The sequence below is a fragment of the Streptococcus oralis genome (genome assembly GCF_016028255.1).
Lineage (GTDB): Bacteria > Bacillota > Bacilli > Lactobacillales > Streptococcaceae > Streptococcus > Streptococcus oralis_AC.
Genome location: NZ_CP065707.1, coordinates 1,672,910 through 1,698,807, shown reverse-complemented (window position 1 = coordinate 1,698,807; position 25,898 = coordinate 1,672,910). Strand labels below are relative to the sequence as shown.

Genomic DNA, 25,898 nt, shown 5'->3' with positions numbered 1-25,898 from the left:
TTACGCAATGCTTTGACACCAAGAATTTTCCTGTCGTCAAATGTCTCTAAAAATGGTATAATGGAATGAATTTTGAAAAAGGAAGAGTGACATGTCAGTAAAAGAAAAAATGCTTGAAATCTTAGAAGGGATTGATATCCGTTTCAAGGAACCCTTGAAGACCTATACCTATACCAAGGTAGGAGGTCGAGCGGATTACCTAGTTTTGCCACGCAATCGCTATGAGATGGCGCGTGTCGTCCAATTTGCCAATCAGGAGAATATTCCTTGGATGGTGCTAGGAAATGCCAGCAATATCATCGTTCGTGAAGGTGGAGTCCGTGGTTTTGTCATCTTGTGTGATAAGCTTAATAACGTTTCAGTTGATGGTTATACCATTGAGGCAGAAGCGGGTGCTAATTTGATCGAGACAACACGTATTGCACTTCGTCATAGTTTGACTGGTTTTGAGTTTGCTTGCGGCATTCCAGGAAGCATCGGTGGAGCTGTCTTTATGAATGCAGGTGCATACGGAGGTGAGATTGCTCATATCTTGCAGTCTTGTCAAATTTTGACCAAGGAAGGGGAAATCGAGACCTTGTCAGCCAAGGATTTGGCTTTTGGTTACCGCCATTCAGCTATTCAGGATTCTGGGGCCATTGTCTTGTCGGCTAAATTTGCTCTTGCTCCAGGAAATCACCAGGTCATCAAGCAGGAAATGGATCGCTTGACGCACCTACGTGAACTCAAACAACCTCTAGAATACCCATCTTGTGGTTCGGTCTTTAAGCGTCCAGTGGGGCATTTTGCAGGACAGTTAATTTCAGAGGCTGGCTTGAAAGGCTATCGTATCGGTGGTGTTGAAGTATCTGAAAAGCATGCTGGTTTCATGATCAATGTTGCTGACGGAACGGCGAAAGACTACGAGGACTTGATCCAATCTGTTATTGAAAAAGTCAAGGAACACTCAGGTGTCACCCTTGAGAGAGAAGTTAGAATCTTGGGTGAGAAGGAATAAGGTTTCGCCAGAATAGCTGCTGCTATGTCAATGGAAAGGGGGTGAAAGCCTATCGGTAGCGAAGATGTATGCAGGTGGTTTTACTCCCTGCAAGAGGTAGTAGCGGCCTGACAGAGCCCTGATCTGTTAATTTATGAAAAAGAAGGAATTTATGCCAATTGAAAAAACCAATTATTGAATTCAAAAACGTCTCTAAAGTTTTTGAAGACAGCAACACCAAGGTTCTCAAAGACATTAACTTTGAGTTGGAAGAAGGAAAGTTCTATACCCTTTTAGGCGCATCAGGTTCAGGGAAATCAACCATCCTAAACATCATTGCAGGTTTACTGGATGCGACGACAGGGGATATTTTGCTGGATGGGGTACGAATCAACGACATCCCAACCAACAAGCGTGATGTTCATACGGTCTTCCAATCCTATGCCTTGTTTCCACATATGAATGTGTTTGAAAATGTTGCCTTTCCACTCCGCTTGCGTAAAATCGACAAGAAAGAAATCGAACAACGCGTAGCGGAAGTTCTCAAGATGGTTCAGTTGGAAGGTTACGAGAAGCGTTCCATTCGTAAACTCTCTGGAGGACAACGTCAGCGTGTGGCCATTGCCCGTGCCATCATCAACCAACCCCGTGTGGTCTTGCTGGACGAGCCTTTATCAGCGCTGGACTTGAAGTTGCGAACAGATATGCAGTACGAACTGCGTGAATTGCAACAACGATTGGGGATTACCTTTGTCTTTGTCACTCACGATCAGGAAGAAGCCCTGGCCATGAGTGACTGGATTTTCGTTATGAATGATGGCGAGATTGTCCAGTCAGGAACGCCAGTGGACATCTATGATGAGCCGATCAACCACTTTGTTGCCACCTTTATCGGTGAGTCCAACATCTTGCCAGGAACCATGATTGAAGACTACTTGGTCGAGTTCAACGGCAAACGCTTTGAAGCGGTCGATGGAGGGATGAAGCCAAATGAGCCTGTTGAGGTTGTCATTCGTCCAGAGGACTTGCGCATTACCCTTCCTGAAGAAGGTAAGCTCCAAGTCAAGGTTGATACTCAGCTTTTTCGTGGGGTTCACTACGAGATTATCGCCTATGACGAACTCGGAAATGAATGGATGATCCACTCGACTCGTAAGGCCATTGTGGGCGAGGAAATCGGTCTGGACTTTGAACCAGAAGATATCCACATCATGCGTCTCAACGAAACCGAAGAAGAGTTCGATGCTCGTATCGAGGAGTACGTAGAAATCGAAGAGCAAGAAGCAGGTCTAATTAACGCGATCGAGGAGGAAAGAGATGAAGAAAACAACCTCTAAACTCTTTGTAGTGCCCTACATGCTTTGGATTGCCCTCTTTGTCCTTGCACCCTTGGTCTTGATTTTCGGTCAATCCTTTTTCAACATTGAAGGGCAGTTTAGTTTAGAAAACTATAAATCCTACTTTGCGTCACAAAATCTGACCTATCTCAAAATGAGTTTCAACTCTGTGCTCTATGCGGGGATTGTGACCATGGTGACGCTGCTTATCAGCTATCCAACGGCCCTCTTTTTGACCCGTCTCAAGCACCGTCAACTCTGGCTCATGCTGATTATTCTGCCAACCTGGATTAACCTGCTCCTCAAGGCCTATGCCTTTATCGGGATTTTTGGTCAGAATGGTTCTATTAACCAATTCTTGGAATTCATCGGAATCGGTTCGCAGCAGTTGCTCTTTACTGATTTCTCCTTTATATTTGTCGCAAGCTACATCGAGCTTCCCTTTATGATTTTGCCGATTTTCAATGTCTTGGACGATATGGATAACAATCTTATCAATGCCAGTTATGACCTCGGTGCGACCAAGTGGGAGACCTTCCGTCATGTCATTTTCCCTCTATCTATGAATGGAGTGAGAAGTGGGGTCCAGTCCGTCTTTATCCCCAGTTTGAGTCTCTTCATGCTGACACGTTTGATTGGGGGTAACCGCGTTATCACACTGGGAACGGCCATTGAGCAGAACTTCCTGACCAATGACAACTATGGAATGGGTTCTACCATCGGTGTAATCCTCATCCTGACCATGTTCATCACCATGTGGGTGACCAAGGAAAGGAGAGAACGATGAAAAAATTTGCCAATCTCTACCTAGCCTTTGTCTTTATCATCCTTTATTTGCCAATTTTTTACTTGATTGGCTATGCCTTTAATGCTGGCGATGATATGAACAGCTTTACTGGTTTTAGCTTGAGCCATTTTAAAACCATGTTTGGTGATGGTCGTCTCATGTTGATCCTCACCCAAACCTTTTTCTTGGCCTTTCTATCAGCCTTGATAGCGACCATTATCGGGACTTTTGGTGCTATCTATATCTACCAGTCTCGTAAGAAATACCAAGAAGCCTTTTTATCACTCAATAATATCCTCATGGTTGCGCCTGACGTTATGATTGGTGCCAGCTTCTTGATTCTCTTTACCCAGCTTAAGTTTTCACTTGGATTTTTGACGGTTCTATCTAGTCACGTGGCCTTTTCCATCCCTATCGTGGTCTTGATGGTCTTGCCTCGTCTCAAGGAGATGAATGGTGACATGATTCATGCGGCTTATGACTTAGGAGCCGGTCAGTTCCAGATGTTCAAAGAAATTATGTTGCCATATCTAACGCCGTCTATCATCGCAGGTTATTTCATGGCCTTTACCTATTCGCTGGATGACTTTGCCGTGACCTTCTTTGTCACAGGAAATGGCTTTTCGACCCTATCAGTTGAGATTTACTCTCGTGCTCGTAAGGGAATTTCACTAGAAATCAATGCCCTGTCTGCCCTTGTCTTTCTCTTTAGTATTATCCTAGTTGTAGGCTATTACTTTATCTCACGTGAGAAGGAGGAGCAAGCATGAAAAAACTCTATTCATTTTTAGCAGGAATTGCAGCAATTATCCTTGTCTTGTGGGGAATTGCTCATCATCTAGATAGTAAAATCAACAGTCGAGATAGTCAGAAATTGGTTATCTACAACTGGGGGGACTATATCGATCCAGAACTTTTGGAGCAATTCACAGAAGAAACAGGCATCCAAGTCCAGTACGAGACCTTTGACTCCAACGAAGCCATGTATACCAAGATCAAGCAAGGTGGAACAACCTATGATATTGCCATTCCTAGTGAGTACATGATCAACAAGATGAAGGACGAAGACCTCTTGGTACCACTCGATTATTCAAAAATTGAGGGAATCGAAAATATCGGACCAGAGTTCCTCAACCAGTCTTTTGATCCGGGCAATAAATTCTCCATTCCTTATTTTTGGGGAACCTTGGGAATTGTCTACAATGAAACCATGGTAGATGAGGCGCCTGAGCATTGGGATGACCTCTGGAAGCCAGAATACAAGGATTCCATCATGCTCTTTGATGGAGCGCGTGAGGTGCTGGGACTCGGACTTAACTCACTTGGTTACAGCCTCAACTCAAAGGATCCTCAGCAGTTGGAAGAGACAGTGGATAAGCTCTACAAATTGACTCCAAATATCAAGGCCATTGTGGCGGACGAGATGAAGGGTTACATGATCCAGAACAATGCTGCTATCGGTGTCACTTTCTCTGGGGAAGCCAGTCAGATGTTGGAGAAAAATCCTAACCTCAAGTATGTCGTTCCGACTGAGGCCAGCAATCTCTGGTTTGATAACATGGTCATTCCAAAAACCGTGAAAAACCAAGATGCAGCCTATGCCTTTATCAACTTTATGTTGAAACCCGAAAATGCTTTTAAAAATGCAGAATATGTCGGCTATGCAACACCAAATAACACGGCTAAGGAACTGCTCCCAGAGGAGACCAAAGAAGACAAGTCCTTCTATCCAGACGCTGATACCATGAAAAACCTAGAAGTTTATGAGAAGTTTGATCATAAATGGACAGGCAAATATAGCGACCTCTTCCTACAGTTTAAAATGTATCGGAAGTAGGAGTTAGCAGTTATGAAACGAATCAGTTAAGCTGGTTCGTTTTCTTAATAGAAGTCAACTTTTACAGCCTTATCTTTTTCTATTCTAGTTGCTTATTTGCTTGTCTAGTAGTATACTAAGTTTATACGAATAGAAAGCGGTAACAAATAATGAAACTGTCTACTTTTTTCAAAAAATTTTTTTGGCCAGCCTTTTTGACTGTTCAGCAAACTGTTATACTATTCTCTCTAAAGGATGGTTTGGATCGACAATACCTAACAACTGATTCCATACATTTGGTGATAGGGTTCTTTATATTTGTAAATATTTTCGAAGCTATCTTTAACAATTCAAAACTTTGGAATAAAAGTTGGGATAAAAAGAAAAATGGCAGTAAGAAAAAATATATCCTGAAAAAGTAATCAGGGATGTAGGGAATGATTTCCAGTTGACGCAGAACCCAAAAAACGATATAATAAGAAAGTTGAGAATTGATTTTCAGTTGTCTTAGTCCAGAGAATTGGCGGTGCTGCGAGCCATCTAAGCTAGGAAGTCATGCTACTCAATCAGACAATTGCATAAGAATAAGAGAATGACAAGTTCATTGAATGAAGGTGGTACCGCGGTTTTTCGCCCTTCGTGATGTGAGCTTGTCTTTTGATTTTTGGAGGTGTTTATGAAGACATTTCTCGTGAAACAAAAGTTTCGTCTTGGGGGCGAACGCTTTGATATCAAGGATGATAGAGGAGTAGTGAACTATCAGGTGGAGGGTTCTTTCTTCCAAATCCCTAAGACCTTTACCATCTATGACGCCTATGGTGAACAAGTTAGTGAGATTAGTAAAGAATTTTTCACCTTACTTCCTCGCTTTACTATTCAGTTACGAAACGGTTCCAATTTCGTTATTCGTAAGAAGTTGACCTTCTGGCGAGATAAGTATGAGTTTGATAATCTGGGACTTCGCATCGAGGGCAATATCTGGGATTTGAATTTCAAATTGCTAGATGATCGTGATCAGCTTGTTGCCGAGATTCGGAAAGAGATTTTCCATTTGACCTCAACTTACACCGTAACCGTCTATGAAGACTCTTATGCAGACCTGGTCATTTCCCTCTGTGTCGCAATTGACTATGTGGAAATGCTAGAAAGCCAATCAAATTAATCAAGTAAATAAGGAGATATTATGAAACAACTATCTAGTGCTCAAGTTCGCCAAATGTGGCTAGATTTCTGGGCAAGCAAAGGCCACTCTGTAGAACCATCAGTGAGTTTGGTTCCTGTAAATGACCCAACTCTTTTGTGGATTAACTCTGGGGTAGCAACTCTTAAGAAATACTTTGATGGGACGATCATCCCTGAAAACCCACGTATTACCAATGCGCAAAAAGCCATCCGTACCAACGACATCGAAAACGTAGGGAAGACTGCGCGTCACCATACCATGTTTGAAATGTTGGGGAACTTCTCTATCGGGGATTACTTCCGTGATGAAGCTATCACCTGGGCTTATGAGCTTTTGACAAGTCCAGAATGGTTTGATTTCCCAGCTGAAAAACTTTATATGACCTACTATCCTGAAGATAAGGATTCTTACAACCGCTGGATTGAAGTAGGAGTGGATCCAAGCCACTTGATCCCAATCGAAGACAACTTCTGGGAAATCGGTGCGGGGCCTTCTGGACCTGATACTGAGATCTTCTTTGACCGTGGAGAAGCCTTTGACCCAGAAAATATCGGTATTCGCCTTCTAGCAGAAGATATCGAAAATGACCGTTACATCGAAATCTGGAACATCGTTCTGTCACAATTTAACGCCGATCCTGCTGTTCCTCGTAGTGAGTACAAGGAATTGCCACACAAGAACATTGATACGGGCGCTGGTTTGGAGCGTTTGGTGGCAGTTATCCAAGGGGCTAAGACTAACTTTGAAACAGACCTCTTCATGCCGATCATCCGTGAAGTTGAGAAGTTGTCTGGTAAGGTCTACGACCAAGATGGCGACAACATGAGCTTCAAGGTCATCGCTGACCACATCCGTTCTCTTTCATTTGCAATCGGTGATGGCGCTCTTCCAGGAAATGAAGGTCGTGGCTATGTCCTTCGTCGTCTCCTTCGTCGTGCTTCTATGCACGGTCAAAAATTGGGCATCAACGAGCCTTTCCTTTACAAACTCGTTCCAACTGTTGGAAAAATCATGGAAAGCTACTACCCAGAAGTGCTTGAAAAACGTGACTTTATCGAGAAAATCGTGAAGAGCGAGGAAGAGTCATTTGCTCGTACCCTTCATTCAGGTCAACACTTTGCAGAAACCATTGTAGCTGATTTGAAAGCGAAAGGTCAAAACGTTATCGCGGGGCAAGATGTCTTCAAACTCTATGATACGTACGGATTCCCAGTGGAATTGACAGAAGAAATCGCTGAAGAAGCGGGTATGACTGTTGACCGTGAAGGCTTCGAAGCAGCCATGAAAGAACAGCAAGAACGTGCGCGTGCGTCAGCTGTTAAAGGTGGCTCAATGGGTATGCAAAACGAAACCCTTCAAAACATCACAGTGGAAAGTGTCTTTAACTACAATGCCAGTCAATTGTCTTCTAAGTTGGTGGCTATCGTAGCGGATAATGCTGAAGTAGAAGCTGTATCTGAAGGAACTGCCTCTCTTATCTTTGCAGAGACTCCATTCTACGCTGAAATGGGTGGACAAGTAGCTGACCACGGTCAAATCTTGGATGCTGCAGGAAACGTCGTGGCTACTGTGACAGATGTTCAAAAAGCACCAAACGGACAAGCTCTTCACACTGTTGAAGTTCTTGCACCACTTGCTTTGAACCAAGAATACACTTTGGCTATTGACACCAATCGTCGTCACCGTATCATGAAAAACCACACAGCAACTCACTTGCTCCATGCGGCTCTTCACAATATTCTTGGCCACCATGCGACACAAGCAGGATCTCTGAACGAAGTCGAATTCCTTCGCTTTGACTTTACTCACTTCCAAGCCGTGACTCCAGAAGAATTGCGCGCCATTGAACAGCAAGTCAATGAGAAAATCTGGGAAGCGATCGCAGTGGAAACTGTTGAGACAGATATTGACACTGCTAAAGAAATGGGAGCTATGGCCCTCTTTGGTGAGAAATACGGTAAGGAAGTTCGTGTTGTTACGATCGGTGACTACTCTGTCGAACTTTGTGGTGGTACCCACGTTGGCAACACTTCTGAGATTGGTCTCTTCAAGATTGTCAAAGAAGAAGGAATCGGTTCAGGAACTCGCCGTATCTTGGCAGTGACTGGTAAGGAAGCCTTTGAAGCTTACCGTGAACAAGAAGACGCTCTTAAAGCTGTCGCAGCAACCTTGAAAGCACCTCAACTCAAGGAAGTACCTCACAAGGTTGAAGGGCTTCAAGAACAACTTCGTCAACTCCAAAAAGAAAATGCAGAATTGAAAGAAAAAGCCGCAGCCGCAGCTGCTGGTGATGTCTTCAAGGACGTTAAGGAAGTCAACGGATACCGTTACATTGCAAGCCAAGTTTCTGTATCAGATGCAGGTGCCCTTCGTACCTTTGCGGATAACTGGAAACAAAAAGACTACTCTGACGTGCTTGTCTTAGTTGCCGCTATCGGTGACAAAGTGAACGTTCTTGTAGCTAGCAAGACAAAAGATGTGCATGCAGGAAACCTTGTCAAAGAATTGGCTCCAATCGTCGATGGACGTGGTGGTGGTAAACCAGACATGGCCATGGCAGGAGGAAGCAACCAAGCGAAAATCCAAGAACTCTTGGATGCAGTAGCAGGTAAATTGTAAGACAATAAAGATCTATCCATTTGGGTAGATCTTTTTGTGCATACAAAAAAAGCCAAATCCGGTTGGATCTGGCTTGTAACTGATAGGTTTATTTAACTGCCCAGACACTGACTGAACCCGCTGCTACTGGAAATTCTCCATAACCGTCAGCATTGATCGTAACTTGCGCTGGATGATTTTCAAGGAGGTCAACAAAGGTTTGTTCAGCCCATTCTTGCCCGACAAACATAGGCTTGCTGTTTTCTTGGTCATTGGAGATAAGGACAGCGATTGGAGATTGATGTTCAGCACCTGAACGAACCCAACCGATACAGTTGGCATCGTCAAAGTAGTCTGTTTGCTTTCCATAGGCTCTGTCTTTTCGGATGGCTAGGAGACGATCAAGAACTTCTCTGAAATCTTGTTGAGCAAATTGCCCTGAGATACCGTAATAGTCTCCGTAAAAGACACATGGAAGCCCATCTTGGCGTAATAGAATAAGGGCATAGGCTGCTGGCTTGAACCATTCTTCAACAGTAGACTCAAGGGCTTGCCCTCGTTGGGTATCGTGGTTGTCGACAAAAGTCACAGCCTTGTCAGGTTTGAGATCGACCAAGCTATCAGTAAAAATAGTACGAAGGTCGTAGCTTGCTCCAGCATGGCTAGCTTCAAAGAGGTTCTGGTGGAGGCGAACATCGACAAGGTCAAAACGTTCTTCTGTCTTTTCAAGATAGTCTAGATTGGCTTCTTTATCTGGATTCCAAAATTCACCAAAAACATAGAAATCTTGACCGTATTTTTCCTTCATATCACGGATGAAATTGCCCATAAAGAAGGAGTCGATGTGTTTAACGGCATCCAAGCGCAAACCAGCTACACCAGTCGTTTCCATGAACCAGTCAGCCCAGTCATAGATATTTTGGATGACTTCAGGATGCTTAAAGTCTAGGTCAGCATACATGAGGTAGTCGTAGTTACCGTTTTCGTTATCGACCAATTCCTCGTTGGCCCAGCCCTTGTTGTCTCCTTGAATCAGGTAAATGCCAGACTTACGGCGTTTGGCATCGTAGTCTGTACCTGTGAAGTGGTACCAGTGCCAGTGGAAGTCATTGTAGGTATCTTGGCGGCCATCGAAAGTAAAGTGAGTCCAGCCATTGATAGTAAAGGGCTCGCTTAGTTGAACTGTACGGTCCTCAGGGTCCACTTCAATAACCTGAAAGGCTTCCATATGATCAGCAGCGGCCTTGTGATTGAGCACCACATCAGCCATAGGCTGGATTCCATGCTCCTTGAGAGTCTGAATCGTTTGAAGATAGTCTTCTTTAAACCCATACTTGGTGCGGACAGTCCCTTTTTGGTTAAATTCACCTAGGTCAAAAAGATCATAAACGCCATAGCCAACATCTTTTTCATTGGTTGCCTTGAAGGCAGGTGGCATCCAGACATGACTGATACCAAGATTTGCTAGGTGTTCTGCGTCATCTGCCAATCTCGTCCAGTGTTGTCCGTCGTGGGGCAGATACCACTCAAAGTATTGCATAAGTGTCTGATTTTGCATTGTTTTTCCTCTTGCTTATCAATGTTGTGTTTTATTCTACCATAAAGTTTAGAACTAGGCAAACGTTTGCGCAAGATTCTATACTCATTTCTGAAATTGTCTATTTTTATCGATTACAATCTCTCTTTCCATCACAAGGGAGAGGATGTTTTGGTGAAAAAGTAAATGGAATAAACTTATTTTAACAAAAATGACACTCAGTAAACTAAAGTACATATGGTTAAACGGTTTCTTTTTTGAGAATTGTCACAAAATTTGCTATAATAGTAGCTATGAATAGAATTAGGGTCAGCAGACGTGTTGAAAAAAAGCTAGCTAAGGGTCTAGTTCTTTTGGAAGCAAGTGATTTAAGAGATATTGATCTGACGGATCAGGCAGTAGAAGTTCTTAGTCAAGACGGAAAGTTTTTAGGGAGCGCCTATCTTTCTCAGCAGAATAAGGGCATTGGCTGGTTCATCAGCAAGGAAAGGGTTAGCTTTAATCAAATCTTCTTTGAATCTCTGTTTCGTAAGGCCAAGGAAGCTAGAAAGCCTTATTATCAGGATGACTTGACTACTGCCTTTCGCCTTTTTAACCAAGAGGGGGATGGTTTTGGTGGTCTGATTCTTGATCTCTATGGAGATTATGCTGTCTTTTCTTGGTACAATTCCTATGTTTACCAGATTCGTGAGCTCATAGTAAAGGCTTTTAAGGAAGTTTTTCCTGAGGTCTTGGGGGCTTATGAGAAGATTCGTTTTAAAGGTCTAGACTACGAGTCTGCCCATGTCTATGGTGAGGAAGCGCCAGACTACTTTACTGTTCTTGAGAATGGCGTGCTCTATCAAGTCTTTATGAATGATGGCTTGATGACAGGGATTTTCCTAGACCAGCATGAGGTTCGTGGGAGTCTGGTTGACGGTCTAGCCATGGGCAAATCCTTGCTCAATATGTTTTCCTATACGGCTGCCTTTTCAGTTGCTGCAGCTATGGGAGGCGCGAGTGAGACGACTTCTGTCGACTTGGCCAAACGGTCCAGAGAGCTGTCAGAAGCTCATTTTCAGTCAAATGGACTCAGCACGGACAATCACCGTTTCATCGTCATGGATGTCTTTGACTATTTCAAGTATGCCAAGCGAAAAGGTTTGACCTACGATGTGATTGTCCTTGATCCACCTAGCTTTGCCCGCAATAAAAAACAAACATTTTCTGTGGCTAAGGACTATCACAAGTTGATTTCCCAGAGCCTAGAAATTTTAAATCCTGGAGGTATTATCATTGCCAGTACCAATGCTGCCAATGTTTCCCGCCAGAAATTTACAGAACAAATTGATAAAGGTTTTGCAGGAAGAAGGTATCAGGTCTTGAACCAATATGGTCTTCCAGCAGACTTTGTCTATAATAAAAAAGATGAAAGCAGTAATTACCTCAAGGTGATTAGTATGAAGGTTAGTAGATGAAATTAGTCGTTTCAGTAATGCCAAGAAGTTTAGAGGAAGCGCAAGAACTGGATGCCACAAGGTATGAAGATGCCGATATCATTGAGTGGCGTGCGGACTTTCTTGCAAAGGACGCTATTTTACAGGTAGCACCCGCTATCTTTGAGAAATTTGCAGGACGCGAACTTGTCTTTACCCTTCGGACTCGCGCTGAGGGAGGAGAAATCGAACTTTCCTCAGAAGAGTATGTTCAAATCATCAAGGAAGTGACCCAACTCTACCAACCAGACTATGTGGATTTTGAGTATTTCAGCCACAAGGATGTTTTTGAGGAGATGTTGGATTTTCCAAATCTGGTCTTGAGTTATCACAATTTCCAGGAAACACCTGAAAACATGATGGAAATCTTGTCTGAGTTGACCAGTCTCTCTCCGAAAGTGGTCAAAGTATCAGTAATGGCAAATACAGCTCAGGATGTTTTGGATCTGATGAATTATACGCGAGGTTTCAAGACACTCAATCCTGAGCAAGAGTACGTGACTATTTCAATGGGGAAAATTGGTAAGGTTTCGCGTATCACTTCAGATGTGACAGGTTCTAGCTGGTCATTTGCTAGTCTAGATGAAGCGAGTGCCCCAGGTCAGATTTCGCTATCAAACATGAAGAAAATCAGGGAGATTTTGGATGAAGCTTGATGGCTATACACGTTTAGCTGCAGTTGTTGCCAATCCCATCAAACACTCTATTTCCCCCTTCATCCACAATAGGGCCTTTGAGACGACAGCTACCAATGGTGTCTATGTGGCTTGGGAGATTGAAGCAGGTGACTTGGCGGAAACAGTAACCAATATTCGCCGTTACCAGATGTTTGGAATCAACCTCTCCATGCCTTACAAGGAGCAAGTGATTCCTTATCTGGATGAGTTGAGTGATGAGGCTCGTTTGATTGGGGCGGTCAACACAGTTGTCAATCAAGACGGAACGTTAATTGGATATAATACAGATGGCAAGGGATTTTTTAAGAGCTTGCCTTCTTTTACAATCTCGGATAAGAAAATGACCATTCTGGGAGCAGGGGGCGCAGCCAAGTCCATTCTGGTGCAAGCTATTTTGGATGGGATTAGTCAGATTTCTGTCTTTGTGCGTTCAACTTCTATGGAAAAAACAAGACCTTACCTAGACAAGTTGCAGGACCAAACAGGATTTAAAGTGGACTTGTATGCTTTAGAAGATCTTTCTGAACTGCAATCAAGGATTGCCGAGTCGGACCTGCTCGTCAACGCGACTAGTGTTGGGATGGATGGCCAGTCGTCGCCAGTTCCAGAAAGTATCAATTTGCCAGAGGCTCTCTTGGTCGCAGATATCATTTACCAACCCTTTGAGACGCCATTTTTGAAATGGGCTAGAAGTCAGGGCAATCCAGCTGTCAACGGCCTGGGGATGTTGCTCTATCAAGCTGCTGAAGCTTTTCAACTGTGGACAGGTAAAGAAATGCCGACAGACGAGATTTGGCAGTCCTTAACAGAAAAATATAAATAGTGAAAAGGATACCCTACTATGAAAATCAGAATCGATATTCCGCATCATCCTTATGATATTCAGATTGAAAAAGGTTGTCTAGCTCAGGCTGGTCAGTGGTTGCGAGAACTCTGGCAACCTCAAAAAGTGGTTATAGTAACCGACAACCATGTAGCTTCTCTCTATGCAGAGAAGGTTAAACTCAGCCTAGAAGATGCTGGTTTTCAGGTAGCTGTTTTTGATTTCTTAGAGGGAGAAGAACGAAAAAATTTAACAACTGTACAGAAGGTCTATGAATTTTTAGTCAAGCAAGATCTGACTCGTAGCGATGGAATCGTGGCTCTTGGTGGTGGTGTCGTTGGGGACTTGGCTGGTTTTGTGGCCTCTACCTATATGCGGGGCATTCACTTTGTTCAGATACCAACCAGTCTGACAGCCCAGGTTGATTCGTCTATCGGTGGTAAGACAGGCGTTAACACTCCATTTGCTAAGAATATGGTGGGTACTTTTGCCCAACCAGATGGGGTTCTGATTGATCCGCTTGTCCTTGAAACACTCGGGGAAAGAGAGTTGATTGAGGGAATGGGTGAGGTTATCAAGTACGGCTTGATTGAAGATCCAGAACTATGGGCTCTCTTGACGGAGCTAGATGGTTCTGTAGAGAGCATTCTGGAACATGCAGAGACTTTGATTGAACATTCTTGTCAGGTTAAGCGCAAGATGGTGGTTGAGGATGAATTGGACAACGGTGTTCGGCTTTACCTCAACTTTGGACACACTATTGGCCACGCCATTGAAGCAACTGCTGGTTATGGCAAGGTTATGCATGGTGAGGCAGTGGCTATGGGTATGGTGCAGATTTCCAAGGTTGCTGAGGGAAAAGGCCTCATGCCAGAAGGAATGACCCAATCTATCAAAGATATGTGCCAGAAGTTTGGTTTGCCAGTTGACTATGAAAACTGGGATGTTGAAAAGCTCTATCAGGCTTTGACTCATGACAAGAAAGCGCGTGGCAACACCTTGAAATTGGTCTTGGTACCAGGGATCGGATCAGCGACCATTCACCCAGTTTCTTTGGAAGAGATGAAAGACTACTTGGTAAAATAAGGAGAGTGTATGAGATATTTAACTGCAGGAGAATCACACGGCCCCCGTCTGACGGCTATTATTGAAGGTATTCCGGCCGGACTACCTTTGACAGCTGAGGATATTAATGGAGACCTTAAACGCCGTCAGGGTGGCTACGGTCGTGGTGGTCGTATGAAGATTGAGAGTGACCAGGTTGTCTTTACTTCGGGCGTTCGTCACGGGAAGACGACAGGGGCTCCCATTACCATGGATGTCATCAATAAGGACCACCAAAAATGGCTGGACATTATGTCTGCGGAGGACATTGAAGACCGCCTTAAAAGCAAACGAAAAATCATCCATCCACGTCCAGGACATGCCGATTTGGTAGGGGGAATCAAGTACCGTTTTGATGATTTGCGAAATTCTTTGGAACGTTCATCAGCTCGTGAAACAACCATGCGAGTAGCAGTTGGGGCAGTAGCCAAACGCCTTTTGGCTGAACTGGATATGGAGATTGCCAACCATGTCGTGGTCTTTGGTGGAAAGGAAATCGATGTACCTGAAAATCTGACAGTCGCTGAAATCAAGCAACGAGCTGCCCAGTCAGAAGTTTCTATTGTCAACCAAGAACGAGAACAGGAAATCAAGGATTATATTGACCAAATCAAACGTGACGGTGATACCATCGGTGGGGTTGTGGAGACAGTCGTCGGAGGTGTTCCAGTTGGTCTCGGTTCCTATGTCCAATGGGACAGAAAATTGGATGCGCGATTGGCCCAAGCAGTTGTCTCTATCAATGCCTTTAAAGGGGTGGAATTTGGTCTCGGCTTTGAAGCTGGTTATCGAAAAGGCAGCCAAGTTATGGATGAAATTCTCTGGTCTAAAGAAGATGGTTATACTCGCCGCACCAATAATCTAGGTGGTTTCGAAGGTGGCATGACTAATGGGCAACCCATCGTTGTCCGTGGTGTCATGAAACCCATTCCCACTCTTTATAAACCACTTATGAGTGTGGATATCGAAACCCACGAACCTTACAAGGCAACTGTGGAGAGAAGTGATCCGACCGCTCTTCCAGCAGCAGGTGTTGTCATGGAAGCTGTTGTGGCTACTGTGTTGGCACAGGAAATTCTTGAAAAATTCTCATCAGATAATCTTGAAGAATTAAAAGAGGCAGTTTCCAAGCACCGAGACTATACAAAGAACTATTAAGGAGTCCTCATGGCAAAAACCATCTATATCGCAGGTCTCGGTCTGATTGGTGCTTCGATGGCGCTCGGTATCAAGCGTGATCATCCGGACTATGAAATTTTAGGTTATAATCGCAGTCAGGATTCGAGAGAAATTGCCTTGGAGCGGGGGATGATTGACCGTGCGACGGATGATTTTGCCAGTTTCGCTCCCCTAGCAGATATCATCATCTTGACCTTGCCAATCAAACAGACCATTGCTTTTATTAAGGAGTTGGCAGATTTAGACTTGAAAGAAGGCGTCATTATCTCGGATGCTGGCTCGACTAAGTCAGCCATTGTAGATGTGGCGGAGCAGTATTTGGCTGGCAAACCTGTCCGCTTTGTCGGGTCCCATCCCATGGCTGGTAGTCACAAGACAGGAGCTGCCTCTGCGGATGTCAATCTCTTTGAAAATGCCTACTATATCTTCACACCTTCAAGCCTAACAGGTCCTGAAACACTTGAGGAAATGAAAGATCTTCTTTCAGGCCTTCACGCTCGTTTTATCGAGATTGATGCCAAGGAGCATGATCGGGTTACTTCTCAGATTAGCCATTTTCCTCATATTCTGGCTTCCAGTCTCATGGAGCAGACAGCGGTCTATGCACAAGAACACGAAATGGTAAGGCGCTTTGCGGCGGGAGGATTTCGAGATATGACCCGAATTGCGGAGAGTGAGCCAGGTATGTGGACTTCCATTCTCTTGTCTAATCGTGAGACTATTCTAGAGCGAATTGCGGATTTCAAGGAACGTTTGGAAGCGATTGGTCAGTCCATCAGCAATGGAGATGAAGAGCAAATCTGGAACTTTTTCAATCAGGCGCGTGAGCAACGGCAGGCCATGGAAATCCATAAACGTGGAGGTGTGGATAGCTCTTATGACCTCTATGTCGATGTTCCCGATGAAGAAGATGTCATCTTGCGGATTTTGGAATTGCTACGTGGAACTTCCTTGGTCAACATCCACATCAACGAAGAAAACCGGGAGGATGTTCACGGGATTCTACAAATTTCCTTTAAAAATGCTCAGGATCTGGAACGAGCTGAGCGCTTAATTACAGAAAACACGGACTACACAGTCGTCATCAAATAAGGAGAAAATCATGTCAAATATTTACGATAGTGCAAATGAACTCAGCCGTGGGTTACGCGAATTACCAGAATACAAGGCAGTTAAGGCAGCAAAAGATGCCATCCAAGCTGATGAACAAGCTAGCAAGATTTTTGCAGACTACCTCGCTTTCCAGCAAGAAATCCAAGTCATGGCGCAAACGGGACAAATGCCAGACGCCTCTTTCCAAGAAAAGATGCAGTCTTTCAGCAAGCAAATCCAAGAGAACGCTCTTTTGTCAGATTTCTTTGCTAAACAGCAACAATTGTCCATTTACCTTTCAGACATTGAAAAAATTGTCTTTGAACCTGTTTCAGAATTATTGAAATAGTATTTTATCTGTATAAAAGCCAGAAATTTCAGGAATTTCTGGCTTTTTTGTGATAAAATAAGAAAAAGTATCGCAAGTATGGGGTCAACTATGAAACTAAAAACAAACATTCGCCACTTACATGGCAGTATCCGGGTTCCAGGTGACAAGTCTATCAGCCACCGTTCGATTATTTTTGGAAGTTTGGCTGAGGGAGAAACCAAGGTATATGATATTCTGCGTGGAGAGGATGTGCTCTCAACCATGCAGGTTTTTCGTGACCTTGGTGTTGAAATTGAGGATAAAGACGGTGTCATTACCATTCAAGGTGTTGGAATGGATGGCTTAAAAGCTCCGCAAAACGCCTTGGATATGGGGAATTCTGGAACCTCGATTCGCCTGATTTCAGGTGTCCTTGCCGGTGCAGACTTCGAAGTAGAGATGTTTGGAGATGACAGTCTTTCCAAACGTCCTATGGATCGCGTGACGATTCCTCTGAAAAAAATGGGCGTCAGCATTTCAGGGCAAACGGAGCGAGACCTGCCTCCTCTTCGCTTAAAAGGAACGAAAAAACTTACACCTATTCACTATGAGTTGCCAATCGCCTCTGCTCAAGTCAAGTCTGCCTTGATATTTGCAGCCTTGCAGGCTCAGGGGGAGTCCGTTATTATCGAGAAAGAATGTACTCGTAACCACACCGAAGATATGCTACAGCAATTTGGTGGTCATTTAAGTGTGGATGGCAAAAAAATTACAGTTCAAGGACCACAAAAACTGATCGGACAAAAGGTAATCGTGCCAGGAGATATTTCTAGTGCAGCCTTTTGGTTGGTTGCAGGTTTGATTGTTCCAAACTCTCGTGTGGTGCTGCAGAATGTGGGGATTAACGAAACGCGTACAGGTATTATTGATGTCATTCGCGCCATGGGAGGAAAACTAGAAATAACTGAAATTGACCCAGTTGCTAAATCTGCAACCCTAACTGTCGAGTCTTCTGACTTAAAAGGAACAGAGATTGGTGGATCCTTGATTCCCCGTTTGATTGATGAATTGCCTATTATTGCCCTTCTAGCGACGCAAGCCCAAGGTGTAACAGTTATTAAGGATGCTGAGGAACTCAAGGTCAAGGAAACTGACCGCATTCAGGTGGTGGCTGACGCCTTAAATAGCATGGGGGCGGATATCACTCCTACAGCAGATGGGATGATTATCAAAGGGAAATCAAGACTTCATGGCGCTAGAGTCAATACGTTTGGTGATCATCGAATTGGAATGATGACAGCTATTGCAGCCCTCTTGGTTGCGGATGGAGAAGTGGAACTTGATCGTGCTGAAGCCATCAATACCAGCTATCCTAGCTTCTTTGATGATTTGGAGACTTTGATTCATGGCTAAGGTATTACTCGGATTTATGGGGGCAGGCAAATCGACAATCGCTAGAGGATTGGACCCGGACTACATCGATATGGATGCCTTAATCGAGGAACGTTTGGGAATGTCCATTGCGAATTTCTTCGCTGAAAAAGGAGAAGTGGCCTTTCGTCAAGTAGAGTCAGAAGTCCTAGCTGACTTACTAAAAACGGACCGAGTTGTGTCAACTGGCGGAGGAGTTGTCATTTCTCAGAGAAATCGTGACTTGCTCAAGACCAATCCTGATAACATCTACCTAAAAGCAGATTTTGAAACCCTCTACCAACGTATCGCAGCTGACAAGGACAATCAGCGCCCGCTTTTTCTCAACAAAAGTAAGGAAGAGCTAGCCAGAATTTTCCAAGAAAGACAAGCTTGGTATGAGGAAGTAGCCAGTCGGATTCTAGATGTGACCAAGCTAAGCCCAGAGGAAATTATAGAGGAACTGAGATGAAAATTGCCTATCTAGGTCCCAAGGGATCTTTTTCGCATCATGTTGTGCAGACAGCATTTCTCAAAGAGGAATTGCAGGCTTTTGCCAATATCACAGATGTTATTAAGGCCTATGAACAGGGCTTGGTGGACTATTCTGTGGTACCAGTTGAAAACTCCATTGAGGGGAGTGTGCATGAAAGCTTGGATTACCTTTTTCATCAGGCGGATATTCAGGCTGTTGCAGAAATCGTACAACCCATTCATCAGCAGCTGATGGCAGTTCCAGGTCAGTCAAAAATTGAGAAAATCTTTTCTCATCCTCAGGCTCTGGCTCAGGGAAAGAAGTTCATAGAGGAGCATTATCCAGAAGCCCAGCTTGAAGTGACGGCAAGCACAGCCTATGCAGCCCGATTTATTGCTGAACATCCAGACCAACCTTTTGCGGCTATTGCCCCTAGAAACTCCGCTGCAGAGTATGGTTTGGAATTGATAGCAGAAGATATCCAAGAAATGGAAGCCAATTTCACTCGTTTTTGGGTTTTAGGATCCGAGATTCCCACTATCCCTTTGCAATCGCAAACTGAAAAAATGAGTTTGGCCTTGACCTTACCAGACAATCTACCTGGTGCTCTTTACAAGGCACTTTCGACCTTTGCTTGGAGAGGGATTGACTTAACAAAGATTGAGAGTCGCCCCCTTAAAACAGCCTTGGGAGAATATTTTTTCATTATCGATGTAGACTATAGTGACAAAGAGCTGGTTCATTTTGCCAGACAAGAACTAGAAGCAATTGGAATCCAGTACAAGATACTGGGAACCTACCCTATTTTCACCATAAGGGACCTAGGAAAGGAGAGCCTATGAGCAAAGAAAGCCCTTTAAGTCATCATGAGCAGTTACGCTATGATTACCTTTTTAAGAATATTCATTACCTAAATGACAGAGAAAAGAGAGAATTTGACTATCTGAAAAGAAAAATGGACGGTGGATTTCCCTCTAATGAAGGTGAAAGGGAAAAAAATCTAGGGAAGGACATTGGGATTCCACAGTATTCCAATCAAAGTCGCTCGAATAGACATCAGAAATTTTCCTCTCTTCCAAAAGTGAAAAAGAAGAAACCAAGAAGATTTTTTAAACGAGTTCTAATTTGGCTTTTACTGTTGATAACCTGTGTGGCTGCGGGGATGATTTTTATGTTCCTGCGCGGTTTCCAGTCAGCAACTTCTACCAATAGGCCAGCTGATGCAAAAGCAGCTCAAGTAGAGGTCTTTAATGGTCAAGATACTAAAGACGGGGTGAATATCCTAATCATGGGGACAGATGGTCGTATTGGTCAAAACAGTGCAGAAACCCGTACAGATACGATTATGGTATTGAATGTTAGTGGTTCGGATAAGAAGATCAAGCTAGTCAGCTTCATGCGTGACAACCTAGTCTATATTGATGGCTACAGCCAGATTGTGAATGGCAAGAAACAAACGGATAATAAACTCAATGTTGCTTATGAACTCGGGGAACAAGAAGGGCAAAAAGGGGCTGAAATGGTCCGCAAGGTTCTAAAAGACAACTTTGATTTGGATATTAAGTACTATGCCCTAGTGGATTTCCAAGCCTTTGCAACTGCCATTGATACGTTATTTCCTGATGGGGTGACTATAGACGCTAAGTTTTCAACGTTAAATGGTCAGCCTCTGACAGCAGCCACAGTTGGAGATGACCTTCATGCAACAGAAACCGAATCGCCAACTCAAACTATTAAAGTTGGGAAACAGCAGATGAATGGCTCAACCTTGCTCAACTACGCTCGTTTCCGTGATGATGATGAAGGAGACTATGGTCGTACCAAACGTCAGCAGCAAGTCATGTCAGCTGTTCTTGAGCAAATCAAAGATCCAACCAAACTCTTTACAGGATCAGAAGCACTTGGAAAAGTATTTGGAATGACTTCTACCAACCTACCATATACATTCTTACTGACCAATGGCTTATCAGTTATCGAAGGTGCACAGAATGGTATCGAAAGACTCACAGTGCCAGAACTGGGCGATTGGGTGGATGCTTATGATGTCTACGGAGGACAGGGTCTACTTATCGACCAGAACAAATACCGGACTAAACTCGCCCAAATGGGAATGAGATAAGATGTAAATAAATAAAAATCAAAGCTTCATTCACCAGTAAAAATGGTGGATTGGGCTTTGATTTTTTACGGTATCTGATGGATTTTTAAGGCTTTTTTATGGTATAATAAAACGATATAACTCGTTATTGGACAGAAGAGGAGAGACATGAGTGATTTGAAAGCGATTCAGGCTCGTAGTCTGGAAATGGCTGAATATTTCGTCGCATTTTGTAAAGAACATAATTTGTTGTGCTATCTCTGTGGTGGTGGGGCTATTGGTGCCCTTCGCAACAAGGGCTTCATTCCTTGGGATGATGACCTAGATTTTTTCATGCCTCGCAAGGACTATGAAAAGTTAGCCGAACTATGGCCTCGTTATGCAGATGAGCGTTATTTCTTGTCAAAGAGTCACAAGGACTTTGTAGACCGTAACCTTTTTATTACTATACGTGATAAAGAAACAACTTGTATCAAGCCTTATCAGAAGGATTTGGATTTGCCACATGGTTTGGCTTTGGACGTTTTGCCTTTAGATTATTATCCTAAAAATCCAGCTGAGCGTAAGAAACAGGTTCGTTGGGCCTTGATCTATTCCCTTTTTTGTGCCCAAACTGTTCCAGAAAAACATGGTGCAGTCATGAAATGGGGAAGTCGTATCTTACTCGGTTTGACTCCCAAATCTCTACGTTATCGCATTTGGAAAAAGGCTGAAAAAGAAATGACCAAGTATGGTCTGGCTGAGAGCGATGGAATCACAGAATTATGCTCGGGTCCTGGCTACATGCGAAACAAATACCCAATCGCATCCTTTGAAGACAATCTTTTCTTGCCATTTGAAGGAACTGAGATGCCCATCCCAGTCGGCTATGATGCCTATCTTAGCACTGCTTTTGGGGATTATATGACGCCACCACCAGCAGACAAGCAGGTACCACATCATGATGCGATTATAGCAGACATGGACAAGAGTTACACAGAGTATAAGGGAGAATATGGGGCATGATGGGAGAAAAAATTAGCGTTATTGTTCCAGTCTACAATGTAGAAGCCTATCTGGAGCGATGTGTAGAGTCGATTCTTCAACAAACTTATGCCAATTTTGAACTAATTCTGATCAATGATGGTTCTACTGATTCCAGTGGACTGATCTGTGATCACTTAGCATCTCAGTATGAGAATATCAAGGTTTATCATATCGAAAATGCTGGAGTTTCAAATGCTAGAAATATGGGAATTCAGCTGGCGACTGGTGCTTGGATTACCTTTATTGATAGCGATGATTTCGTTACCCAGGATTACCTAGCTACTTTAGCTAGTGCAGTTGAGGGGGAAAATATAGGCTTTGTAATTGCTCCTCTGCACCATATTAAAAACGGCATTGTAACAGACCTACCTCCACATTCTGGAAAAACAGAACTCTGGTCAACAGAAGAAACTATGAAGGAATTACTGATGACTACTAGAACGTCATTTTTTCCAGTCGCAAAACTGTTCAAGAGAGACTTGCTAGCAGATGAAAAGTTTAATACAAATTATCACCTAGCTGAAGATGCCTTATTTTTAACTGAATTGCTACTGAAGACAAGATGCAGTAGCGTATTTATTGACAAACCAATTTATTATTATGATCATCGTGAGGGAAGTGCAACAACATCTGTTAATCAGCATGTACTTGATACGATAGAAGTTTATAAGCACATCATTGCTCAAGTATCACAAGCTTTTCCTGATTTAAAACCTGAATTGAAAAATAGAGAATGTTGGTCGTATATCACAGTTTACGATAAAATCATATTTACTTCATCTGAAGAGTATCAAAAGGAGAAAGCCGAACTACGGACTTGGATTGTTCAGCATCGACACGAAATATGGAAGGATGCTTATTTCACTACTTTTCGCAAGGTAGCGATCCTTTCACTTGTCATTTCTCCATGGCTATATAAGAAAATTGTTGGATTAAAAAACTAATATCATGAGAAGGAGTTGAAAATGAATTTTTCAAAATTGGATGAATACTTTGGAAAATCAAAACTATGGATTGCATATCTGTTTGTTTTTATTTCGATTTTAAGTATGAGTTCACTGGTTTATAAGGTAGCAAATCCCCTCTACAAAGGATTGTCAGCGATTGTTGTACTTTATATTTGCTATACCTTGTTGTTTAAGTGGAAACAGATTACAGTAGATCGAAAGTTTTTGGCCTTATTTGGCTTGTTATCTGGGAGTCATCTGCTATCGGCTATATTCAATCGCTCTGGACATTTGATTGGGAATGTGATTGAAATCCTTTTCATGGTAACCTATGTTTTATTATTTACCATGTTACAATCGGGTCAGCTTAAAAGATTATTTGACTGGATTGCCTATACGGTTCAAATTGTATCTTTTTCTTCAGCAATTTTTGCGTTTGGTTTATTGGTAAGTAGAGTCCTTATCCTATTTAAGATTGGCGAACAATCTTATTACTATGGTGTCATGAATGGACGTCTGTGGGGGATTGTTAATCCTAATGCTAGTGCGATATTTTCATACATTAGCATTATATTGGCTATGTATTTGATCCATAAAGGAAGTAAATATTCTGTTTATCTTAAACTGAACAACGTCATTCAATTAGTTTATTTTGCAACTATGCAAAGTCGAGGGGCCTTATTGTCCTTGCTTCTCATGATTGGACTCTATAGTTTCTTTGCTAGTAGAGGAAGTATCGTTAAACGATTTCTTACTTTTATCGTTGCTGGTTTGCTGATTACTGCTACCAACATTGGATTGAGTTATGCAACTTCAATTTATATCTCATCTGAAACTGCGACTGTTTTTGACTTAAACAAAGGACAATCCTACGCTGAGACAGATTCGTCTATCACTAAGAAGAATGGTGAACTCCATCTAATTGAAACAACACCAAGTGGTAGAACCTATATCTGGAAAAACGCAATCAAGATGGGAAGTGCCAAACCAATTTTTGGTTATGGTGTACGGAATGTTCCAGATTACTATACAGAATATTTCAGTAAATTTGAGATTCAAAACTCCCTTATTGGTGGGAATTTCCATAATATTTTTGTAACCATATTTGTCAGTTCGGGAGTTCTAGGCTTGGTATCCTTCCTTCTTATATTAGGTTATGTCATCAAGCGCTTTTTAACTTATTTGATTGTGTCCAAGAAAAATACTGACAAATTGATTATGATTCTTTTCTTCGGTATCTTGTTTGGTCAGTTGTTTGAAAGTCAGATCATGTACTCTACCAACTTTATCAATATCATCTTTTGGTTGGCAATCGGTTATGGACTAGTGGTTTGTAAACGGGATGAAGGAGTTCGGTATCAAGAAGTAACAGATGTCAGTGAAATTCAACAGATGGAACTTGGAATCATGGAGTACATTCATGAGGTTTGTCAGAAAATTGGTGTCAAGTATTTCTTAGCATATGGAAGTCTAATTGGTGCTGTTCGCCATCAAGGATTTATCCCTTGGGATGATGACATGGATATCTGCATGTTACGAGAAGATTATGAAAAGTTGCAAGACTACCTCATCGCTCATCCTGATGAACGTTATGAAGTCATGTCTTATAAAAATAATCTCAACTACGTCTATCCCTTCATGAAAGTGCAGGATAACCATACCTACTTGCTAGAAGAGGATGTTCGAATAGATTCCAATATGGGAATCTATGTAGACATTTTCCCTGTGGATGGTTACGAAGATGACGCGGATTTTAAAAACAAGATGACGAAGCTCATAAAGAAACGTCAATTGAGTTGTTACACTTTTAAAGGAATTACCAACACGAAAAGTCTACTAAATTCTTTAATTCGTTATATTTCTGTTGTCGTTTTCTATTTTACAAATACGAATAAGTATGTTGAGCAAATTGATGAGCTTGCTAAATCTAGAGCAGTTGCTGACTACGAGCAAGTTGACTATTTGATTTACAAGGATATGAATAAGCCAGTTTGGAAACGTGAGTGGTTGGAACAAGTGATTGTGGGAACATTTGAAGGCAAGGAATTTATGATTCCAAAACACTACCATGAAATTTTGACCTCTGACTATGGAGATTACATGCAATTGCCCCCTCTTGAACAGAGAGTATCTCACCATGATTTCAAACTGTGGAAAATCACTAAAAGTTCTAAGCAAGCAAATCGCAGTTAGAAATCGTTTAAAGAATTAGTCGAAATTAGGAGAATAGAACGTATGTCTGAGAGAGTTATAAGTCTTGAAGAAATAAAACAAGTGGAGTTGGATATTTTAAAGTATCTACATGAACTATGTGAAAAGCATCAGATTAAATATTTTATTGATTTTGGAACCTTACTAGGAGCTGTCCGCCATAAAGGATTTATCCCTTGGGATGATGATACGGATATTTCTTTGGCGCGAGATGAATTTGAAAAGCTTTATAAGGTTTTAAAAAATGAGAATCATCCCTACTACAAATTGATTTCATTTAGAGAAACAAAAGGCTATCCTTACAGTTATATGCGTGTCCACGATATTAGAACACGTAGAGACGCCAATCTTCTGGACCCGACAGTTGTATTAGGAACTTGTGTTGACATTTTTCCATACGATGGTGTCGTGACGGAGGAAAGTGATTGTAAGAAAATGAAGCTCTACAAACATTTTGTCCGCCTTTCTTCTTTGAATTTCAAAGGAATTAAATCGGAAAATGGGGGGATAAAAAATCTGCCTCGCTATATTGGATCGGCTATTTTTCGCCTAAGTTCTCCACAAACTTGGAATCAAAAATTAGAGAATCTTGCTTTGAAATATAGTGTAAATCAAGCTACAGATCTTACCTGTACGATATTTGATCCAAGTTTTCCAGAGGGAATCAAAAAAGAATGGCTCTATGATCTGATTGATATGCCATACGAAAACATCGTAGTGAAGGCTCCGAGAAAATACCATGAAATTCTTGTCTACGAATTTGGAGCAGATTATATGACTCCACCGCCTGTTGAACAACAGGTTCCAGGAACTGATAAGAATTATTGGATTGATTAG

General features: G+C 42.5%; 24 protein-coding genes. 23 read left to right on the top strand and 1 reads right to left on the bottom strand.

Features of this window, described 5'->3' with window-relative positions:
* Nucleotides 1-91: 91 nt before the first annotated feature.
* The 8 genes from murB to alaS all read left to right on the top strand — a co-directional run bounded on the left by murB (nt 92) and on the right by alaS (nt 8,718).
* Nucleotides 92-997, top strand: a complete 906-nt coding sequence (gene murB / locus I6G42_RS08305; protein ID WP_038805462.1) for a UDP-N-acetylmuramate dehydrogenase — start codon at nt 92-94, stop codon at nt 995-997.
* 158 nt (nt 998-1,155) lie between these two features.
* Nucleotides 1,156-2,313: an ABC transporter ATP-binding protein gene (locus tag I6G42_RS08300; RefSeq protein ID WP_000742901.1), complete on the top strand. Its 1,158-nt coding sequence runs from the start codon at nt 1,156-1,158 to the stop codon at nt 2,311-2,313.
* Nucleotides 2,294-3,100, top strand: a complete 807-nt coding sequence (locus I6G42_RS08295; RefSeq protein WP_000754120.1) for an ABC transporter permease — start codon at nt 2,294-2,296, stop codon at nt 3,098-3,100. Before I6G42_RS08300 ends, I6G42_RS08295 begins: the two co-directional genes overlap by 20 nt.
* Complete coding sequence (locus I6G42_RS08290; RefSeq protein ID WP_038805461.1) at nt 3,097-3,870, top strand: ABC transporter permease; 774 nt, start codon at nt 3,097-3,099, stop codon at nt 3,868-3,870. Before I6G42_RS08295 ends, I6G42_RS08290 begins: the two co-directional genes overlap by 4 nt.
* The gene (locus I6G42_RS08285; protein WP_038805460.1) at nt 3,867-4,937 is read left to right on the top strand and encodes an ABC transporter substrate-binding protein; all 1,071 of its coding nucleotides are present in this window, start codon (nt 3,867-3,869) and stop codon (nt 4,935-4,937) included. Before I6G42_RS08290 ends, I6G42_RS08285 begins: the two co-directional genes overlap by 4 nt.
* A 149-nt stretch (nt 4,938-5,086) precedes the next feature.
* Nucleotides 5,087-5,338 carry a hypothetical protein gene (locus tag I6G42_RS10075; RefSeq protein WP_038805459.1) on the top strand — a complete coding sequence of 84 codons (252 nt, stop codon included), beginning with the start codon at nt 5,087-5,089 and terminating at the stop codon, nt 5,336-5,338.
* A gap of 254 nt (nt 5,339-5,592) precedes the next feature.
* A complete protein-coding gene (locus I6G42_RS08280; protein WP_000847086.1) occupies nt 5,593-6,078 on the top strand; it encodes an LURP-one-related/scramblase family protein in 486 nt (161 codons plus the stop codon).
* 21 nt (nt 6,079-6,099) lie between these two features.
* Nucleotides 6,100-8,718, top strand: a complete 2,619-nt coding sequence (gene alaS / locus I6G42_RS08275; protein WP_038805458.1) for an alanine--tRNA ligase — start codon at nt 6,100-6,102, stop codon at nt 8,716-8,718.
* A gap of 88 nt (nt 8,719-8,806) precedes the next feature.
* Here alaS and I6G42_RS08270 read toward each other — a convergent pair whose 3' ends face one another.
* Nucleotides 8,807-10,255: an alpha-amylase gene (locus I6G42_RS08270; RefSeq protein ID WP_038805457.1), complete on the bottom strand. Its 1,449-nt coding sequence runs from the start codon at nt 10,253-10,255 to the stop codon at nt 8,807-8,809.
* A gap of 272 nt (nt 10,256-10,527) precedes the next feature.
* Between I6G42_RS08270 and I6G42_RS08265 the strand changes: the two genes are divergently transcribed.
* The 15 genes from I6G42_RS08265 (at nt 10,528) to I6G42_RS08195 (ending at nt 25,898) form a co-directional block, all read left to right on the top strand.
* Nucleotides 10,528-11,691 (top strand): class I SAM-dependent rRNA methyltransferase, encoded by a 1,164-nt coding sequence (locus tag I6G42_RS08265; protein WP_038805456.1) that lies wholly within the window; start codon nt 10,528-10,530, stop codon nt 11,689-11,691.
* Nucleotides 11,688-12,365: a type I 3-dehydroquinate dehydratase gene (gene aroD, locus I6G42_RS08260; protein WP_038805455.1), complete on the top strand. Its 678-nt coding sequence runs from the start codon at nt 11,688-11,690 to the stop codon at nt 12,363-12,365. Before I6G42_RS08265 ends, aroD begins: the two co-directional genes overlap by 4 nt.
* Nucleotides 12,355-13,209 carry a shikimate dehydrogenase gene (locus I6G42_RS08255; RefSeq protein WP_038805454.1) on the top strand — a complete coding sequence of 285 codons (855 nt, stop codon included), beginning with the start codon at nt 12,355-12,357 and terminating at the stop codon, nt 13,207-13,209. Before aroD ends, I6G42_RS08255 begins: the two co-directional genes overlap by 11 nt.
* A gap of 18 nt (nt 13,210-13,227) precedes the next feature.
* Nucleotides 13,228-14,295: a 3-dehydroquinate synthase gene (aroB, locus tag I6G42_RS08250; RefSeq protein WP_038805453.1), complete on the top strand. Its 1,068-nt coding sequence runs from the start codon at nt 13,228-13,230 to the stop codon at nt 14,293-14,295.
* A gap of 9 nt (nt 14,296-14,304) precedes the next feature.
* Nucleotides 14,305-15,471, top strand: a complete 1,167-nt coding sequence (gene aroC, locus I6G42_RS08245; RefSeq protein WP_038805452.1) for a chorismate synthase — start codon at nt 14,305-14,307, stop codon at nt 15,469-15,471.
* Between the two features lie 9 nt (nt 15,472-15,480).
* A complete protein-coding gene (locus tag I6G42_RS08240) occupies nt 15,481-16,584 on the top strand; it encodes a prephenate dehydrogenase (protein WP_038805451.1) in 1,104 nt (367 codons plus the stop codon).
* A gap of 10 nt (nt 16,585-16,594) precedes the next feature.
* Nucleotides 16,595-16,933, top strand: coding sequence for a YlbF/YmcA family competence regulator (locus tag I6G42_RS08235; protein WP_000065973.1), 339 nt, complete (start codon nt 16,595-16,597; stop codon nt 16,931-16,933).
* A gap of 90 nt (nt 16,934-17,023) precedes the next feature.
* On the top strand, nt 17,024-18,307 hold the full coding sequence (aroA, locus tag I6G42_RS08230; protein WP_038805450.1) for a 3-phosphoshikimate 1-carboxyvinyltransferase: 1,284 nt from the start codon (nt 17,024-17,026) through the stop codon (nt 18,305-18,307).
* Nucleotides 18,300-18,776 carry a shikimate kinase gene (locus I6G42_RS08225; protein ID WP_038805449.1) on the top strand — a complete coding sequence of 159 codons (477 nt, stop codon included), beginning with the start codon at nt 18,300-18,302 and terminating at the stop codon, nt 18,774-18,776. Before aroA ends, I6G42_RS08225 begins: the two co-directional genes overlap by 8 nt.
* The gene (gene pheA / locus I6G42_RS08220; RefSeq protein ID WP_038805448.1) at nt 18,773-19,621 is read left to right on the top strand and encodes a prephenate dehydratase; all 849 of its coding nucleotides are present in this window, start codon (nt 18,773-18,775) and stop codon (nt 19,619-19,621) included. The genes I6G42_RS08225 and pheA overlap by 4 nt, the downstream gene beginning before the upstream one ends.
* Complete coding sequence (locus I6G42_RS08215) at nt 19,618-20,898, top strand: LCP family protein (protein WP_038805447.1); 1,281 nt, start codon at nt 19,618-19,620, stop codon at nt 20,896-20,898. Before pheA ends, I6G42_RS08215 begins: the two co-directional genes overlap by 4 nt.
* A gap of 147 nt (nt 20,899-21,045) precedes the next feature.
* Complete coding sequence (locus I6G42_RS08210; protein WP_001281452.1) at nt 21,046-21,882, top strand: LicD family protein; 837 nt, start codon at nt 21,046-21,048, stop codon at nt 21,880-21,882.
* Nucleotides 21,879-22,847 (top strand): glycosyltransferase family 2 protein, encoded by a 969-nt coding sequence (locus tag I6G42_RS08205; protein WP_038805446.1) that lies wholly within the window; start codon nt 21,879-21,881, stop codon nt 22,845-22,847. Before I6G42_RS08210 ends, I6G42_RS08205 begins: the two co-directional genes overlap by 4 nt.
* Nucleotides 22,848-22,868: 21 nt before the next feature.
* Entirely contained in the window at nt 22,869-25,043 is a 2,175-nt protein-coding gene (locus I6G42_RS08200; RefSeq protein WP_038805445.1) for a LicD family protein, read from the top strand.
* A gap of 42 nt (nt 25,044-25,085) precedes the next feature.
* On the top strand, nt 25,086-25,898 hold the full coding sequence (locus I6G42_RS08195; protein ID WP_038805444.1) for a LicD family protein: 813 nt from the start codon (nt 25,086-25,088) through the stop codon (nt 25,896-25,898).